The organism is Sutcliffiella halmapala (assembly GCF_050107295.1).
Taxonomy (GTDB): domain Bacteria; phylum Bacillota; class Bacilli; order Bacillales; family Bacillaceae_I; genus Sutcliffiella_A; species Sutcliffiella_A halmapala_A.
Genome location: NZ_JBNIKR010000008.1, coordinates 15,073 through 31,547 on the forward strand (window position 1 = coordinate 15,073; position 16,475 = coordinate 31,547).

The 16,475-nt window shown below is 43.4% G+C and carries 17 protein-coding genes and 2 other annotated features; of the genes, 3 read left to right on the plus strand and 14 right to left on the minus strand.

The genetic code is table 11. The features are described 5' to 3' along the window. Positions 1–4: 4 nt before the first annotated feature. Positions 5–274, minus strand: a complete 270-nt coding sequence (gene zapA, locus ACQCT5_RS14090) for a cell division protein ZapA (RefSeq protein WP_499642648.1) — start codon at positions 272–274, stop codon at positions 5–7. 105 nt (positions 275–379) lie between these two features. On the opposite strand from zapA, the gene rnhC reads away from it, so the two are divergent. Further along, a complete protein-coding gene (gene rnhC / locus ACQCT5_RS14095; RefSeq protein WP_499642649.1) occupies positions 380–1,330 on the plus strand; it encodes a ribonuclease HIII in 951 nt (316 codons plus the stop codon). Between the two features lie 731 nt (positions 1,331–2,061). Here rnhC and pheT read toward each other — a convergent pair. The 3 genes from pheT to ACQCT5_RS14110 all read right to left on the minus strand — a co-directional run bounded on the left by pheT (position 2,062) and on the right by ACQCT5_RS14110 (position 6,667). After that, the gene (pheT, locus tag ACQCT5_RS14100) at positions 2,062–4,476 is read right to left on the minus strand and encodes a phenylalanine--tRNA ligase subunit beta (RefSeq protein ID WP_499642650.1); all 2,415 of its coding nucleotides are present in this window, start codon (positions 4,474–4,476) and stop codon (positions 2,062–2,064) included. A gap of 14 nt (positions 4,477–4,490) precedes the next feature. After that, positions 4,491–5,525: a phenylalanine--tRNA ligase subunit alpha gene (gene pheS, locus ACQCT5_RS14105; RefSeq protein ID WP_224838316.1), complete on the minus strand. Its 1,035-nt coding sequence runs from the start codon at positions 5,523–5,525 to the stop codon at positions 4,491–4,493. Between the two features lie 50 nt (positions 5,526–5,575). Further along, positions 5,576–5,812, minus strand: a binding site (T-box leader). A 51-nt stretch (positions 5,813–5,863) separates the two neighbouring features. Next, positions 5,864–6,667: a TrmH family RNA methyltransferase gene (locus tag ACQCT5_RS14110; protein ID WP_499642651.1), complete on the minus strand. Its 804-nt coding sequence runs from the start codon at positions 6,665–6,667 to the stop codon at positions 5,864–5,866. Positions 6,668–6,740: 73 nt separating this feature from the next. On the opposite strand from ACQCT5_RS14110, the gene sspI reads away from it, so the two are divergent. Beyond that, positions 6,741–6,947 (plus strand): small acid-soluble spore protein SspI, encoded by a 207-nt coding sequence (sspI, locus tag ACQCT5_RS14115; RefSeq protein WP_204416247.1) that lies wholly within the window; start codon positions 6,741–6,743, stop codon positions 6,945–6,947. 2 nt (positions 6,948–6,949) lie between these two features. Here the strand turns inward: sspI and ACQCT5_RS14120 are convergent, their stop codons facing one another. The 3 genes from ACQCT5_RS14120 to ACQCT5_RS14130 form a co-directional block, all read right to left on the minus strand. After that, positions 6,950–7,954 carry a nuclease-related domain-containing protein gene (locus ACQCT5_RS14120; protein ID WP_499642652.1) on the minus strand — a complete coding sequence of 335 codons (1,005 nt, stop codon included), beginning with the start codon at positions 7,952–7,954 and terminating at the stop codon, positions 6,950–6,952. A gap of 264 nt (positions 7,955–8,218) precedes the next feature. Then, on the minus strand, positions 8,219–9,304 hold the full coding sequence (locus ACQCT5_RS14125) for a M42 family metallopeptidase (RefSeq protein WP_499642653.1): 1,086 nt from the start codon (positions 9,302–9,304) through the stop codon (positions 8,219–8,221). A gap of 67 nt (positions 9,305–9,371) precedes the next feature. Further along, the gene (locus ACQCT5_RS14130; protein WP_499642654.1) at positions 9,372–9,860 is read right to left on the minus strand and encodes a dUTP diphosphatase; all 489 of its coding nucleotides are present in this window, start codon (positions 9,858–9,860) and stop codon (positions 9,372–9,374) included. Between the two features lie 111 nt (positions 9,861–9,971). Here ACQCT5_RS14130 and ACQCT5_RS14135 point away from each other — a divergent pair, with 111 nt between their 5' ends. Then, a complete protein-coding gene (locus tag ACQCT5_RS14135; RefSeq protein ID WP_499642655.1) occupies positions 9,972–10,361 on the plus strand; it encodes a sigma-w pathway protein ysdB in 390 nt (129 codons plus the stop codon). A 45-nt stretch (positions 10,362–10,406) separates the two neighbouring features. Here the strand turns inward: ACQCT5_RS14135 and ACQCT5_RS14140 are convergent, their stop codons facing one another. From ACQCT5_RS14140 to ytxC, 7 genes are all read right to left on the minus strand, one after another. Continuing rightward, the gene (locus ACQCT5_RS14140; protein ID WP_499642656.1) at positions 10,407–10,994 is read right to left on the minus strand and encodes a TVP38/TMEM64 family protein; all 588 of its coding nucleotides are present in this window, start codon (positions 10,992–10,994) and stop codon (positions 10,407–10,409) included. Positions 10,995–11,059: 65 nt separating this feature from the next. Further along, positions 11,060–11,329 carry a DUF1294 domain-containing protein gene (locus tag ACQCT5_RS14145; RefSeq protein WP_499642657.1) on the minus strand — a complete coding sequence of 90 codons (270 nt, stop codon included), beginning with the start codon at positions 11,327–11,329 and terminating at the stop codon, positions 11,060–11,062. Between the two features lie 104 nt (positions 11,330–11,433). Next, entirely contained in the window at positions 11,434–11,793 is a 360-nt protein-coding gene (gene rplT / locus ACQCT5_RS14150; RefSeq protein ID WP_499642658.1) for a 50S ribosomal protein L20, read from the minus strand. 24 nt (positions 11,794–11,817) lie between these two features. Next, positions 11,818–12,018 (minus strand): 50S ribosomal protein L35, encoded by a 201-nt coding sequence (gene rpmI, locus ACQCT5_RS14155; RefSeq protein ID WP_066415379.1) that lies wholly within the window; start codon positions 12,016–12,018, stop codon positions 11,818–11,820. Between the two features lie 20 nt (positions 12,019–12,038). After that, complete coding sequence (infC, locus tag ACQCT5_RS14160) at positions 12,039–12,557, minus strand: translation initiation factor IF-3 (protein ID WP_386640873.1); 519 nt, start codon at positions 12,555–12,557, stop codon at positions 12,039–12,041. 50 nt (positions 12,558–12,607) lie between these two features. Then, positions 12,608–12,743: a sequence feature (ribosomal protein L20 leader region), on the minus strand. Positions 12,744–13,066: 323 nt separating this feature from the next. Continuing rightward, positions 13,067–14,998, minus strand: a complete 1,932-nt coding sequence (thrS, locus tag ACQCT5_RS14165) for a threonine--tRNA ligase (protein WP_499642659.1) — start codon at positions 14,996–14,998, stop codon at positions 13,067–13,069. Between the two features lie 509 nt (positions 14,999–15,507). Next, the gene (ytxC, locus tag ACQCT5_RS14170; protein WP_499642660.1) at positions 15,508–16,344 is read right to left on the minus strand and encodes a sporulation protein YtxC; all 837 of its coding nucleotides are present in this window, start codon (positions 16,342–16,344) and stop codon (positions 15,508–15,510) included. Between the last annotated feature and the right edge of the window lie 131 nt (positions 16,345–16,475).

Below are 16,475 nucleotides of genomic sequence, written 5' to 3' on the forward strand. Positions count from 1 at the left end.
CCATTCAGCCCTTTTTCTTCATTTCATTTTCAAGTGTTTCGTATGCATCTTTTAATTTGATATAATCATGTACAACATTGACTGCTGTAAGGACAGCCAGTTTGCTGATATCCAGATTTGAATTTTTCCCATTGATTTCTCTCATTTTTTCATCGACAATGGAAGCAACAAGTCGTATGTGACTTATACTTTCCGTACCAACAATAGAATATTGCTGTCCATATATGTCGACGGTCGTGCGAGTTTTCTGCTCTGACAACGTGTATGCCCCCATTCATAAAATCCTAATCTTAATAATACCATGAAAGATTGGAAGTTGGAAAGCAAACCTGTTAGTTTCCATAGAAAAATGTAAAATTTTGTAGTAGGAGTGAAAGATTTGTCATATCAAGTCATACAAGTGCCAACAAGTGTTCTTATCAAGCTAAAAGAGTTCTATCATCCCCACCGGATCGAGAAACTTCCAACAGGTGCAGTATTCGCCGCAAAATCATCACAGTGCATGATTACAGCCTATAAATCAGGTAAAGTATTATTCCAGGGAAAAAGTGCAGATGAAGAAGCGGCGATCTGGAGAGAGTTCGGAGGGACACCTGCTTCTGTAGCGAAGACCACTGCTGGTAAGCCAAAGTCCTCCCCAACCAAAAGCGGAACTGGTCTGCCACCTGGTTTCGCGTCATTATCAGTCATCGGATCAGATGAGGTGGGAACAGGAGATTACTTCGGCCCCATTACGGTGTGCGCCGCTTATGTAAGAAAAGACCAAATGGCGAAGCTGACCGAGCTAGGGGTAAAGGATTCAAAAGCATTGACGGATGAAAAAATTGTGCAGATCGCTAAGAACATTCTTCCTCACATTACATATAGCCTACTTGTTCTGCATAATGAAAAATACAACAAACTTCAGCAGAGCGGCATGACACAAGGGAAAATCAAAGCGATATTGCATAACAAGGCCTTAGAGAACGTGCTTGGCAAAATTGCACCGGAGAAGCCGGATGCCATTCTGATCGACCAGTTTGCTGAAGCGGGCGTGTACTACAGGCATGTAGCAAAAGAAAAGACCATCATCAAAGAGAATGTATATTTTTCCACAAAAGCGGAAGGCCTTCATCTTTCAGTGGCAGCAGCATCCATCATTGCACGCTATTCTTTTTTGAAAGAGATGGACAAAATCAGTGAGATTGCAGGAGTGACCATCCCTAAAGGCGCTGGCGCAAAAGTGGATACCGTAGCTGCAAAAGTGATTCGAACTCACGGGGAGTCGATCCTGAACAAAATCGCCAAGGTGCATTTCGCCAATACGTTGAAAGCCAGAAAATTGGTTTGATGCCTTTGTGTCTGTTTACAGCTTTAAAGGTTGTGCTATAATCAATTTATACACATATTCGAAGAAGCCAAAGTGTTGGACGCACTTTGACCCTTAACAGTATAACTCCCGCAGAAGCACGGCTACTGTGGAGTCGAACGTACTAATAACTCACCCGACTGCCTAACAGCGAATCAGTAGTCACGGGTGGGTTATTTTTTTGTCATTTCCTTTATCAGCACAATTACTAGATTCACAAATGCAAAGAGGAATAGTCCTGAGGTCAAAAATAGCTGCATCTCACTCATACGGTCACCCCCGTTCTCCACAGGGACTCACCGCACCACCCGTTCCTATTATACTGTCTCCTCTATTATACCATTCTATCGGAAAAACAGAACACCCGTTCTTATAAATCGTACGTTTTACCTATTTTTTAGTAGATTTATTATTAATCTTTTTGAACACCGCTGGTGATTTCCACAAAATGCTTCGCTTTCCGCGGGGCGGTGCTGGAGCCTCCTCAGGCTTCGCCTTGCGGGGTCTCCAGCCTACCGCTACCTTCCCGCAGGACAAGGAAGGCTACGGCAGCGATACATCGCACGAAGAAAATGCTCGCATTTTCGAGGAGTCTACGCATTTTGCTCCAATCACCAGCTAGCAAACTTGAATTGCCAACGTCCTTCTTAACATTAGGTATAAAAAAGAGACACCACCTTTTTAAAATGGCATCTCTCTTCATTTTCTCTTTATCAGCTTCTCAATACAGCGTCAAATTTCTCTTCGACTGCTTTCAGAACTTTTGTATGCACTTTTGTTACTTCTTCGTCTGTCAGCGTGTGCTCTGGGTGGTAGTAGCGCAGTGCGAATGCGACTGACTTTTTCGAAGCATCGATTTTATCGCCTTCGTATACGTCGAAAACTTGAACATCCGTGAGTAGCGTTCCGCCAGTTTCCTTGATTACCGCTGCAAGCTCGCCTGCAGGTGTATTGCGGTCCACTACAAGTGCGATATCACGCCCGATGGATGGGAACCTTTGGATGGCTTCGTATTTGATTTCATTTACATTAGCTCCTAATAGGTCAGTCAAGGAAAGCTCAAACACGTATGTCTCAGGTAGATCCAGTTCATTTAATTTTTCCGGATGAAGCTGGCCGATGAAACCGACAGTTTCTCCATTTAAACGGATTTCCGCTGTACGGCCAGGATGCAAGCCGACTTTTTCTGCACGGGTATATGAAATTCCTTCACTTATACCAAGCATCGCGAACATGCCTTCCAGAATTCCTTTTGCCACAAAGAAGTCAACGGCCTTTTTCTCGCCCTGCCACGGATGCTGCTCCCATAATCCCGTCAAAGCTCCAGCCAGACGCTCTTTCTCAGAAGGCAGGATGCTATCGTCTGAACCGATGAAAACTGATCCAATTTCATAGACTGCATTTGCAGGCAAGGAACGAGCGATATTATGCTGCAGCGCCTCCAATAGATGTGGAACAAGACTTAAACGCAAGGTGCTTCTTTCTTCACTCATCGGCATCGCCAAGCGGATTGCTTTTCCATCCTCAAGCGCGAATTGCTTCGCACGCTCTTCACTTGTCAAGGAGTAAGTGATGTTCTGGATCAGACCGGCACCTTCCAAATAACGGCGAACTTTACGGCGTTTCGCTTGATAAGGAGTCAAAACTCCAGGTGTCGCTGCACTTACCGGCAGGGTTGTCGGGATATTATCATAGCCGTAAAGACGAGCAACTTCTTCCACCAGGTCCTCTTCGATGGTGATGTCCCCGCGACGTGTAGGTACCGTTACAGTAAAGCGTCCGTTGTCTTCTTTCACTTCGAATTGAAGTCTAGTGAAGATATCCTTCACTTCAGCCGCTGTTACGGTTGTGCCAAGAACGGAATTGATTTTTTCCACAGTAGTCACCACTACTGCAGGTTCCACTTTTAATGTGTTCACTTCAACAGAACCGCTGACCACTTCACCACCAGCATACTCCTCCATCAATGCAACCGCTCTTTCAGCCGCTTCACGCGTGCGGTTCGGATCGATACCTTTTTCAAACCGGGCACTTGCTTCACTGCGCAGTCCGTGGTCTTTGGATGCTTTACGGACAGTTACTCCGTTAAAGTATGCAGACTCGAGCAGGATTGTGGTAGTGTCTGATTGAACCTCTGAATTCGCTCCGCCCATCACACCGGCAAGTGCGATCGGTTCTGTACCATTTGTGATAACCAGATGATCTTCCGTTAATGTGCGTTCTGCATCGTCAAGCGTGATGATTTTTTCATCTTTGTTCGCACGACGCACAAGAACTTCCTTGCTGCCAAGACGATCATAATCGAATGCATGCAATGGCTGACCGTATTCCAGTAAAATGTAGTTCGTAATATCGACTACATTGTTATGTGGACGAATTCCGGCTGCCATCAATCGCCCTTGCATCCAAAGAGGCGCTGGACCGATTTTCACGTTCTTCACGATTTTCGCAACATATAATGGATTGTCTTCTGCTGCATCCACTTTAACAGAGATGTAGTCTGCAGCCTGTTCATTGTTTGCATCGTATGCTGTTTCCGGCCATTTCACTTCTCTTCCAAGGATTGCGCCAACCTCATAGGCCACTCCAAGCATGCTTAAAGCGTCTGAACGGTTTGGCGTCAAGCCAAGCTCCATCACCTTGTCATTACGGTTCAAGTAATCGAGTGCGTCTGTCCCGAATTCCACGCCTTCTGGGAAAACGAAAATTCCTTCTGCAAATTCCTTGGCTACAAGCTTGGAACCAATGCCTAGCTCCTGCAGGGAACAGATCATTCCGTTTGATTCTTCGCCACGCAGTTTCGCACGCTTTATTTTAAAATTACCCGGAAGCACAGCGCCAACTTTCGCAACAGCAACCTTCTGGCCCTTGTCGACGTTTCGTGCACCACAGATAATCTGTACCGGCTCTTCGTCTCCAACGTCCACAAGACATTTGTTCAGCTTATCGGCATTCGGGTGCTGCTCTTTTTCAAGGACATGCCCGATTACAACACCTTGGATGCCTTCATTCAGAATCTCCACGCCTTCCACTTCAATACCGCTTCTTGTAATCTTTTCCGCCAGGTCCTTTGCGGAAATATCATCTATATTTACGTAATCTTTTAACCAATTGTAAGATACTAACATGGTTTCCCCTCCTCTTAAACTCGATTGAATTGCTTCACGAAACGCTGATCGTTCGTGTAGAAATGGCGGATGTCATCAATGCCGTAACGCAGCATTGCAATACGCTCCGGCCCCATTCCGAAAGCAAATCCCTGATATTTTTTCGGGTCATAGCCGGACATCTCGAGTACGCGGGGATGAACCATGCCAGCACCTAAAATCTCGATCCAGCCTGTACCTTTGCACATGCCACAGCCTTTTCCTCCACATTTCGCACATGTCACATCAATCTCAACGGATGGCTCAGTGAAAGGGAAGAAGCTTGGGCGGAGACGGATTTCACGGTCTTCGCCGAACATTTTTTTCGCAAAAGTTTCAAGCGTGCCTTTTAAGTCACTCATGCTGATATTCTCATCAATGACAAGCCCCTCGATTTGAGTGAACTGATGGGAGTGGGTCGCATCGTCGTCATCACGGCGATACACTTTTCCAGGACAGATGATCTTGATTGGCCCTTTTTCCTTGTTCGCTTCCATTGTTCTTGCCTGTACAGGGGAAGTTTGCGTACGCAATAATACTTCATCCGTGATATAGAAGGAATCCTGCATATCACGCGCTGGATGATCCTTCGGCAGGTTCAATGCTTCGAAATTGTAATAGTCCGTTTCCACTTCCGGACCTTCAGTGATTGTGTAGCCCATTCCAAGGAACAGGTCTTCAATTTCTTCGATTACCTTTGTTAAAGGATGTGGGTTTCCTGTTGGTGCAGGACGTCCCGGCAGTGTAACGTCGATGGTTTCGGATGCCAGCTTTTTCGCTACCTCCGCCTTTTCCATTTCCGCCTGTTTCTCTTCGATTTTCGAAGCAACAGCTTCACGGACAACATTTGCAAGTGCCCCCATTTTCGGACGCTCTTCGGCAGAAAGTTTACCCATTCCTTTTAAAATTTCCGTGATTGGCCCTTTTTTCCCTAGGTACGCAACACGCACTTCATTCAACTGCTTAAGATCCTGTGCTTGACTTACCTGCTCTAACGCCAGTGCTTCGAGTTCCTTTAAACGCTCTTCCACATCTATTCCTCCTTGATTCATTTTTAGACAAATAAAAAACTCGCCCCTCAAAAAGGGACGAGATATTCGCGGTACCACCCTAGTTAACAAAGAGTTTGTGCTCTTTGTTCGCTCCATTCCAGATAACGGCTATCTAACCGGAACACCTTTACAGCAAGGTTGCTGGTCCAAGTGCCAACTCAGGAGGTGAAATTTCACTTAGCCTTCCTTAAAAATGCTTGCAGTCTACGGCATTTTTTCCCTGAAAAGGTTGGGTGTAAGCTACTTTCCTCTGTCATTGCTTTGTTCTTTATGTAACTATTTTTATATTATATTGAAAACAGATGCCGGATGCAACTCTATCCGCGTAAATAATACATTAATATTCCTGCTGCAACACCAACATTCAACGATTCACTCTGACCATGGATGGGAATGTAGAGATTTTGGTCGGTCTGGTCCAGGTGCTCCGCTGCCATACCTTTTCCCTCGTTGCCAAGGATAAGGGCAAAAGATTCGGAAGGTGCAACTTCATCGTAAGGAATGCCATTTTGAAGAGATGTTCCATAAACAGGTATCTGCTGTTCCTTCGCTTTTTTAATCCATTCACTAAGGTTTCCTCTATGGATCGGCAAGTGAAAAAGTGATCCCTGGGTGGAACGGATGACCTTGGAGCTGTATAGATCGGCACAGCCCTCTCCCAAGATCACCATATCCAAGCCAGCAGCATCTGCCGTTCTTATCATTGTTCCCACATTTCCCGGATCTTGTACATTATCCAGGAATAATAGCCGTTGATTCGGCAAGATGCTCAGCTCATCACTTTTTGGTATCCTGCAGATGGCAACTATCCCTTGAGGAGTTTCTGTTTCACTAAGTTCCTTAAGCACATTAGGAACGGCATAAATGAGTTCCACGTTGTTCAAGTTCCAGTGAGATGGGATGGAGCGGTCCTCTGCAACGATGATTTCTTCTATGAGACCTTCTATTTTCAAGGCCTCCTCGATCAGATGAAAGCCTTCAATCAGAAACATTCCTGACTGCTCCCGTTCTTTCTTTTTATGTAGCTTCTTCCATTGCTTCACTTTATTATTCTTTACCGATTCAATATGTTTCAACGTCGTAATTCTCCTTTTAGTGCTCGATACTGCTATTATACGCATTTTTTATACATATTTAAAGGCAGGAACAGACATCCTATGGGATGATACTATTTTTCCCTACGAGGTGATAAGGATGAATTTGAATTTACGTCATGCTATTCGTCAGAATGTGGAAGGCAATTCCCAAGACCAACTAAGAGATACGATCCTAGATGCCATTAATAAAGGCGAGGAAAAAATGCTTCCAGGTTTAGGCGTGTTGTTTGAGGTAATCTGGGAGAATTCCTCCGAGCAGGAAAAAACTGAAATGCTCTCTACACTTGAGGACGGATTGAAATAGTATTAGCTTGGGGCAGCTCCTTTACGGGGCTGTTTTGTTTTTAGCATACGTTTTGGGAGTGTGTAGGTGCGCTGGTACATAGACCCACAATGTTGAAGTTCCAGTGAGGAGATTATTTTTGAGGTAATGGAATCGGAGTGAAGTTCCAGGAACTCTTTAAATTGTTTATGCGTTATTTGTGCACCGAAAATAAGTAAACGATCTTCCAAAGCGGCTAAGTGTGCATTTTTTGACTCGTTTCTGCACCTTGTACAGACCCACCTACCTCTCGTTCTTTTCATTGTTATTTCCATGCAACTTGGACATTGTACCCCAGATATTATCTCTTCAGGAGCAATATTATATCGCTCTAAAATGTTTATATCCTCTTCACGATGTTTCTTTAATAACAATCTTGATAGCTTTGCCAGTTCTTTTTCCGTTAGTATCGGCTGGGCATGATTTCGTTCCATTTCTTCAATTTTAGCTAAAAGATTGTGGCTATGAATCACCGAGCGGGAGGCATTTACCCGGGAATCGGCTCTGATGATGGTTTGGGGATTGGTAAAACAAACTAAAGATTCAATTGGGATTTCATTTATTTTATGGTCTTTAAGCCATTTTTTCAGTCTGTGCTTCTGCAATTTAATTTGACTCAGGGGATTAAGGAAACCTTCTTCCTTCCCATTCAATGTCCTGATAAATTGATCAAAGTGGCTTTCGAATAAAACAGTACCGATGATGTTTTTAATTTCTAAAATGAGGATATATCGGGTGGTCAATATGAGGATGTCCATCTGAAATGCATAGTTATTGTTTATCAACCTTAAACTGTGAAAAATCAGATGTTTTTGTGGATGTAAAAAGGTCAAATGATATTTCATGGAAAGTTCACCTTTATACCCTGCCATCCTTTTTGCGAAGTCCTGCTCAATTAGTGGCCTTTTAGGGTGATCTTTAGTAATTCTTCTGAGTAATGCCACCAATATAAGAATAATAAGCGGCATTTCTAATGGTTTTTTTATCATGGATTACCTCCTAATAGCTTAGTGAATTTCATCTTACCATAATTTAGAATTTATACGGGTATTTTTCAGTGTTTTTTTGAAGTTCGTGCGGAAATGTACCGAGTTCATGCGAAACTAGCAATAGTTCGTGCCGAAATGCACCGAGTTCGTGCCAAACTGCCCTTAGTTGATGCCGAACCCCATATTCGAACCCCAGCTCCACAACCCACACAAAAAAAGAACCCATCGCCCAACCGAGCGACAAGTTCCCAATATCAAAAGCTATCAATCAAAAGTTAATCTTTCAACCGTCTCACTATCCAAACGCTTGATCACTTCCGCAATCAGCTTTACTGCATTCTCGTAGTCATCACGATGTAGCATTGCTGCATGTGAGTGGATGTAACGAGTTGCAATGGTGATGGACAATGCTGGTACACCTTGGGCAGTCAGATGGATTGCTCCGGAGTCCGTACCGCCTCCTGCAACGGAGTCGAATTGATATGGAATGTCCATTTCGTCCGCTACGCCGGTTACAAAGTCACGCAATCCTTTGTGGGAGATCATGCTTGCATCATAAAGGATGATTTGCGGACCTTTGCCCATTTTGCTGAGGGCTTCTTTTTCGGTTACGCCTGGAGTGTCCCCTGCGATTCCAACGTCAACTCCGAAGCCGATGTCAGGCTGGATCAGGTTAGCGGATGTTTTCGCACCGCGAAGTCCCACTTCCTCTTGCACCGTTCCTACGCCGTAAACCACGTTTGGATGGTCTGCATCTTTCAAATGCTTCAATACGTCAATAGCGATGGCACAGCCGATACGGTTATCCCATGCTTTTGCAAGAAGCATTTTTTCGTTGTTCATGACGGTAAATTCGAAGTAAGGAACCACCTGGTCGCCAGGACGTACTCCCCATTCCTGTGCTTCTTCACGGCTGGAGGCACCGATATCGATGAACATGTCCTTGATATCAACCGGCTTTTTGCGTGCTTCCGGAGGCAGGATGTGCGGCGGCTTGGAACCGATGACGCCTGTTACGTCCCCTTTGCTCGTTACGATTGTGACACGTTGTGCTAGCATTACCTGGGACCACCAGCCACCAACTGTTTGGAAGCGCAGGAATCCGCGATCATCAATGTTTGTAACCATGAAGCCGACTTCATCCAAGTGGCCTGCTACCATTACTTTCGGTCCGTCCGCTTTCCCGATTTTCTTCGCGATCAAGCTTCCCAATCCGTCTGTCATGACTTCATCTGCAAAAGGAGTTATGTATTTTCTCATTACATCGCGTGGTTCCTTTTCATTGCCCGGAATACCCTTTGCATCTGTTAAATCTTTTAGCATGGTTAAAGTTTCATCTAATTTAGCCATTTATTTCGACCCCCTTAATTTCTCTCAAAGAATATTATACAGAAAACTCTTACTAATGTAAAAAACATTAGTATCCCTGCTGCTGCCTCTTATGATTCACTAGATTCTTCTCCATATACGCCTCTTCTACTTCTTTCCATGAAAAGCCTAGCATTTCCCCAAGCTCCACGTAAGTTGCAAACAGCACCTGAAACGGTTCCTCCTGCTTTTCGACGCGGAACAAGCTTACCAGATCGTATAGTATTAAAAATTGATCGGTCAGCGATTCTGTTCTTGTCCCCGCTTCACGTGGAATTTCATTTGTGTAGCCCAACGTCAATCCAACGGAAAGGAGAAAATGAACCCCATCCACATATTCCTCGAGAATGACACTTCGTTCAGAGGCAGGCTTGACGCTCCAGAACTTGAAGCATCTTGTTTCGTTGGCCAGTTCCCCCAATTCTACAAGGAGCGCCAAGATCTTTTGGTCGACGAGATCTTTATTGTCCAGTCCGTGCTGTTCTTCTATTTTTGCATCAAGTTCCTTCTGCATCGTGTAAAGCTCTTTTAGTCCCATATGTACCGCCTTTATAAAATTTTTTAAAATAAAATGAAACTTTCTGTTCCCTTAACCCGTATAAAAGGTATTTTATAATATATTTTATGTTTTTGCGAAGGAGAAGCGAATATGTTTTTTATTATCCTCATCCGATTGGCATTGCTTGCACTCATTATTTTTATTATTTATTCGATCTTCAAGTATTTGCTCAATCCGAAACGGAAACTGGAGCTTGCACATGAGCAGAAGAATTTCTACCTGCTTGATCAGAAAAACAATGTACGCAAGAATTTCCTGCTTACCTATAAAGGAGTCATGTTTGAGGGCGAAAAGTATTTGGGGACAACGGAGAAATCTTTTGAGGTCATTTCGATTTTCATCTGGCCAAAAAATCCGGAAAAGCTGGAGGGTTTGAAGAAGCAGGATTTTTCTTTTATTCAAAAGGAAATCCGAAAGCAGTACCCGGACGCTATCATTGATTGGAAAAGTCCAATAAAAGAGTTTTTGAAGGAAGATTAAAAAAAAGAGGATAGCATGGCTGCCTGGTGAAATCGGCATCCTAGGCTATCCTCTTTTGTATTGCTTTTCTTTTTGAAAAAATTGCTCCCATTTCATGACTACTACCTTCTGCCTCATGATAAGGAGCATCGCTGAAAGGAATATCAGTATACCCACCATGGCAGTTGGAGAGAACCCAGTGATAAATTGACCAAAAACCGTATAGATGATGGCAAGCGGGATATTGGTAAGAAAAGACGCTCTGGCGTATTTGGAAAATGTCTTGGTAGTTTCAATCAGACAAAGGGAGAGGAGATGGAAATGGATGAATGGGACGAGGCGCAGAAAGGTGATCTGCCCTACTGAAAGGTTTCCTCTGTTTCCGAACCATCGTTCCTTCATGGCAAGAACCTTTCCAAATACCCTTGGCATCTGGTGGTAAAGGAAATAGAAAAAAAGACTGGAGATCGTCAACCCCACAATGGAGTAGATGCTGCCGATCAAGCCTCCAAATAGGGCTCCGCCTGCTATACAGATGATGACTACCGGAATGAAAAGGACTTGTCTTACTATATGAAAAATAATAAAACCGAGAGAAGCCAGCCACCAATGAGTTTCGATGATGACAAATAATACGTTCAACTTTTCATCCATAAGGCTTCACCTCTCCTATTCTTGGATAGACAAGGAATAATATAGCTTATTCAAAAAAGAATACATTATGTTAACACGATGAGAATATAGCTTATCAGTGCCGCTTGCAGAATCGTCATTAAAGGCAAGCCGTACTTGAAGGGAAAATGCTTCGTTTTATGGCGATAGGTTCTCATCCCCATCCAAGCTCCCAAGGCCCCACCTATGAATGAAACGGTCCAGAGCTTGGATTCCGCGATTCTCCATTCGTGATTGACCGCCCTTTTTTTATCCACTTTCATCAGTAGAAAAGCAAGGATATTTATTAGTATGTAAATTGTGATAAATAGTTCCATGTTCGACCTCCGCACATCTTCTTCTTGATTTCTTTATACTACACCGACTCTTGCAGAAAATAAAGAAAAGAGGCTATCTAAAGCGATAGCCTCAATCAGAAAAATTATTTGTTTAAGCTGTTTTTTGCAGCTGTTGCAAATTCAGAAAATGCTTTTTCGTCGGTAACTGCTAGCTCAGCTAACATTTTACGGTTAACTTCGATACCAGCTAATTTCAAACCGTGCATTAGACGGCTGTAAGAAAGACCGTTCATGCGAGCCGCTGCGTTGATACGAGCGATCCAAAGCTTACGGAAGTCGCGTTTCTTCTGGCGACGATCGCGATAAGCATACATTAGGGATTTCATTACTTGTTGGTTTGCTACTTTATATAAAGTGTGTTTAGAACCATAATAACCTTTAGCTAATTTAATGACTTTTTTACGACGTTGACGTGTTACTGTACCGCCTTTAACTCTTGGCATTATAAATACCTCCTAATTAATTTATTACTTGATGTTGTCTAACATGTGACGGATGCGCTTGAAATCGCCTTTGCTAACTACAGCTGCTTTACGTAATTTACGTTTTTGCTTCTGAGATTTGTTAGCGAATAAGTGACTTGTGTAAGCATGAGAACGCTTCAGGCTTCCAGATCCAGTTTTCTTGAATCTTTTCGCTGATCCACGATGAGTTTTCATTTTAGGCATTGGAGTTCCTCCTCATATCATTACTTTTCGTTTTTAGGTGCTAGTACTAAGAACATGCTACGACCATCCATTTTCGGATGTGATTCGATGGTTGCCACTTCTGCACAAGCTGCTGAGAAACGGTCCAATACTCGCTGACCAATTTCCTTATGAGTGATTGCACGGCCTTTGAATCGGATCGAAGCTTTCACTTTGTCCCCTTTTTCAAGGAACTTAATTGCATTTCGAAGTTTCGTATTGAAATCATGCTCATCAATAGAAGGACTTAAACGAACTTCCTTAATGTTGATTACTTTTTGGTTTTTGCGCGCTTCTTTGTCTTTCTTCTGTTGTTCGAAACGGAACTTTCCGTAGTCCATGATTCGACATACAGGAGGTTTTGCAGTTGGCGCCACCATTACTAAGTCAAGGTTTGCACGTGCTGCGATTTCCAGCGCTTCCACCTTTGACTTGATTCCAAGCTGGTCTCCATTTTGACCGATTAGACGAACTTCACGGGCACGAATGCCATCGTTTACCATCATATCTTTGCTAATAATTAGCCACCTCCAAGGTTTTTTCCGAACACCGTTTGACGAACAATTACTCAGCAAACAAAAAAGTGTGGGTGCACATGACACCCACACTTTACGATTAAGTAAAAGATTGAAATCTTTCTCGTAAAACCTGTCAACTGCAATCATTTGCGTCAATCAGGTGAGAAGCGGGTGCTTCTTCTTGTTCTCAAACAAGTATTCAATTTGACCTTGTATAATATATCATTAATGATGATTGATTGTCAAGAATTCGTATCAAATGAAACAACGTTTTAAATGATATCAGATATATTTCAGTTATGCAATAGTTTTTTTACGGGTTCTTAAAAATTAGAAGTTCACACTAAATACCGCAGTTGATTTCCGCAATAGGCTGCGCTTTCCGCGGGGCGTTTGTGGAGCCTCCTCGGCTACGCCTGTGGGTCTCCACTAAACGCAACACCCGCCGGAGTCTTCGCCTATTGCTCCAATCAACTGCTGGAGAATCCTTGTAATAAAAATTATATTTCGTCTTACCTCTTAGCCTCTTTCACGATGGAATCCACAAATTTTTCCAAGGAGATTGTTTCGGATTTTTGTTCTCCGTATTTGCGGACATTTACGTCGCGTTCTTGGATTTCGTTGTCCCCGATTACGAGCATGTAAGGGATTTTTTGCATTTGTGCTTCACGGATTTTGTAGCCGATCTTTTCGTTTCTTTCATCCATCTCGACACGCAGGCCTTTGGATTTCAGAAGGTCCTGCACTTCTTTTGCATAGTCGAAGTGTGCGTCGGGAGATACAGGAATCACTTGAACTTGGACAGGTGCGAGCCAAGTTGGGAATGCGCCTTTGTACTCTTCGATCAAGAAGGCAACAAAGCGTTCCATTGTGGAAACAACCCCGCGGTGGATAACGACCGGACGGTGCTGTTTTCCGTCTTCCCCTACATAAGTCAGATCGAATTTCTCAGGCAATAGGAAGTCAAGCTGTACAGTGGAAAGTGTTTCCTCTTTTCCAAGGGCAGTGCGAACCTGTACGTCCAATTTAGGTCCGTAGAATGCCGCTTCGTCGATCGCTTCGAAGTAGTTCAATCCTAGATCGTCCATTGCTTCTTTCAGCATGCTTTGTGCTTTTTCCCACATTGCATCGTCATCAAAGTACTTCTCTTTATTTTCCGGATCACGGTAGGATAGACGGAATGAATAGTCATCCAGGCCGAAATCTTTGTATACTTCAAGAACCAGGTTCACTACACGCTTCAGCTCATCCTTGATCTGGTCAGGGCGAACGAAGATGTGCGCGTCATTCAGAGTCATCCCGCGTACACGCTGCAGTCCTGCCAACGCTCCGGACATTTCATAGCGGTGCATTGTTCCAAGTTCGGCAATGCGGACAGGAAGCTGGCGGTAGCTGTGAATGCTGTTTTTATATACCATCATATGGTGCGGGCAGTTCATTGGACGAAGCACCAGTTGCTCGTTATCCATTTCCATTGGAGGGAACATGCCGTCCTGATAGTGGTCCCAGTGACCGGAAGTTTTATAAAGGTCAACGCTTCCCATGATAGGAGTGTAGACGTGATCATAGCCAAGAGAAACTTCTTTGTCCACAATATAGCGCTCGATCACTCGGCGGATTGTAGCACCTTTTGGCAACCAAAGCGGTAACCCCTGCCCAACCTTTTGAGAGTTGAAAAACAGATCAAGCTCTTTTCCAATTTTACGGTGGTCACGCTCTTTTGCTTCTTCCAACAGGCGTAGATGCTCATCCAGTTCCGCTTTTTTGAAGAAAGCAGTTCCGTAAATACGCTGAAGCATCTTGTTTTTGCTGTCGCCTCTCCAATACGCCCCAGCAATGCTAAGGAGCTTGAACTCTTTGATTTTGCCAGTGGATGGTACGTGAATTCCGCGGCATAGGTCAAAGAATTCGCCTTGCTCATAGATGGAGATTATTTCTCCTTCCGGAAGTTCACGAATCAATTCAAGCTTCAGTTCGTCATTCATCTCTTCATAGCGACGCAGCGCTTCTTCCCTGCTGACTTCCACCCTTACAACATCCAGGTTTTCACTTACAATCTTCTTCATTTCCTTTTCTATTCTTTGCAAATCATCAGGAGTCAATGACTCTTCCATATCAATGTCATAATAGAATCCATTTTCGATTACTGGTCCAATCCCAAGCTTCACGTTGCCATATAGACGCTTGATCGCCTGTGCCATCAAGTGTGCAGTGCTGTGACGCATGATTCCAAGGGCTTCCTCAGTATCCTGGACAACAATGCTGATTTCTCCATCTGCTTCTATCGGGGAACGAAGGTCAATGAACTCTCCGTTAAGTTTACCTGCAATAGCTTTCTTTTTCAGACCCGGGCTAATGGATGCAGCGATATCTTCTGTTGTCGTGCCACGCTCAAACTCCTTTACCGCTCCGTCTGGAAATGTGATTTTCAATAATTCCGACATCCCTGTCACCTCTTCTTTAGATTTTTTAACGCTCCGTTAAAAACCGCAGTTGATTTCCGCAATAGGCTGCGCCTGTGGGGTCTCCACTAAACGCAACACCCGCTGGAGTCTTCGCCTATTGCTCCAATCATCTGCTAGATATACAAGATAACTCTAGTCTTTAACAGAGAATTTTGAATAAATAAAAAAACCCGTCCCCTATAAATAAGGGACGAGTTTAATATCCGTGTTTCCACCCAAGTTCCCATCTTTTTTAATCTTTAAAAAAAGACGGCTTCGTTTTCGATAACGGGGGATTTCCCCGTCAACAGCTACTGTGATGTTCGCTGCTGAAGTTTAGAGGTGGTAAATACTTTAACCGTAATAGGAAGCTTTCAGCCGGTGACTTCCCTCTCTTGAATTCGTGTTAATCGTACTCATGTCCTCATCATTACTTGTAGGCTATAAGGTTTAAAATTGATTATGTCTGTTATTATATTCTCCATATCAAGGAAAATCAAGTACACATCTTAATCAATTTTGCTTTTTTTTTGCCCAAAATAGTGATAAGGAAGAATTTCCGTTCTCTCCTCGAAAATATTGCGGATGGTTTCTACCAGCTGATGATCCGTATTGTCGGTATAAAGGAAGAGCTTTCTCGGTGCAATAGATACCAATGGGGCCAATACGACTGAATCGATGTAGTAGGAATAGTTGTTGAAATGCGTTCGGTTCATGTATTTTATCAGTTGATTCTTCGTAATATGATTCAAGCTTTCATCGTAGAAATCAAATTGGTATTGGTAGACAAGGTGGACCTCATTCAATTTGGAATCCGTGGCGTTCAACAGCTCCCGCAACTGATGGATGAAGGTCTGGTATTCCTGTTCCAGCTTGTATTCATCTATTGCCGCCTCCAGATAAATCTGCAAGGTATCATAGTACTCTTTTAGGCGGAAAGTCAAAAAAGAATCAAAAGAAAAGGAAACAGGTTCCAAAAAAAAGCCATGGATGATGGAATCTAGCTGCTTTTCTCTTTCCTCAATGGGAGGGAGATTGGGTATATCGCTTCTTTCCCCTTGAAGGATAGATTGCAAGATACATAGAATCTGTTCGTGCTCTTCTTCATCCTTGAAGTAAAATGTATTTTCCAAGGTAGATACAATATACGCTTTTTCCTTCACCTTTGTAATGAAGCTCTTTAATGCAGGTATGATTGCATGTTGGTAAAAAACAAGATCCTTTGACTCCACTACAATTTTTTCTTTATGTAAAGAAAGGATTGAATCACCTTCTGGATTAGTCTCAAGTATTCGTAAAAACACTGTTTTTGCATCCAATTCATCGCGAAAGGAAATCTCAAACAAGTTTGTCCCCCCTTTGGTACACCTGATTCTATGTATATGGGAGGACAAGGGAAAAAATGATAACAAAAATAAGGAACAAGAGGGGATTATTTTCTCAACAACCCTCCTCCTTATGGCAAAATGGGGAGACC

Bases quoted from the DNA above. Each gene is read 5' to 3' on its own strand.
- zapA (WP_499642648.1), bottom strand. From the start codon at position 274: ATGGGGGCATACACGTTGTCAGAGCAGAAAACTCGCACGACCGTCGAC.
- pheT (WP_499642650.1), bottom strand. From the start codon at position 4,476: ATGTTAGTATCTTACAATTGGTTAAAAGATTACGTAAATATAGATGAT.
- ACQCT5_RS14110 (WP_499642651.1), bottom strand. From the start codon at position 6,667: ATGCGTATAATAGCAGTATCGAGCACTAAAAGGAGAATTACGACGTTG.
- sspI (WP_204416247.1), top strand. From the start codon at position 6,741: ATGAATTTGAATTTACGTCATGCTATTCGTCAGAATGTGGAAGGCAAT.
- ACQCT5_RS14120 (WP_499642652.1), bottom strand. From the start codon at position 7,954: ATGATAAAAAAACCATTAGAAATGCCGCTTATTATTCTTATATTGGTG.
- ACQCT5_RS14125 (WP_499642653.1), bottom strand. From the start codon at position 9,304: ATGGCTAAATTAGATGAAACTTTAACCATGCTAAAAGATTTAACAGAT.
- ACQCT5_RS14130 (WP_499642654.1), bottom strand. From the start codon at position 9,860: ATGGGACTAAAAGAGCTTTACACGATGCAGAAGGAACTTGATGCAAAA.
- ACQCT5_RS14135 (WP_499642655.1), top strand. From the start codon at position 9,972: ATGTTTTTTATTATCCTCATCCGATTGGCATTGCTTGCACTCATTATT.
- ACQCT5_RS14140 (WP_499642656.1), bottom strand. From the start codon at position 10,994: ATGGATGAAAAGTTGAACGTATTATTTGTCATCATCGAAACTCATTGG.
- ACQCT5_RS14145 (WP_499642657.1), bottom strand. From the start codon at position 11,329: ATGGAACTATTTATCACAATTTACATACTAATAAATATCCTTGCTTTT.
- rplT (WP_499642658.1), bottom strand. From the start codon at position 11,793: ATGCCAAGAGTTAAAGGCGGTACAGTAACACGTCAACGTCGTAAAAAA.
- rpmI (WP_066415379.1), bottom strand. From the start codon at position 12,018: ATGCCTAAAATGAAAACTCATCGTGGATCAGCGAAAAGATTCAAGAAA.
- thrS (WP_499642659.1), bottom strand. From the start codon at position 14,998: ATGTCGGAATTATTGAAAATCACATTTCCAGACGGAGCGGTAAAGGAG.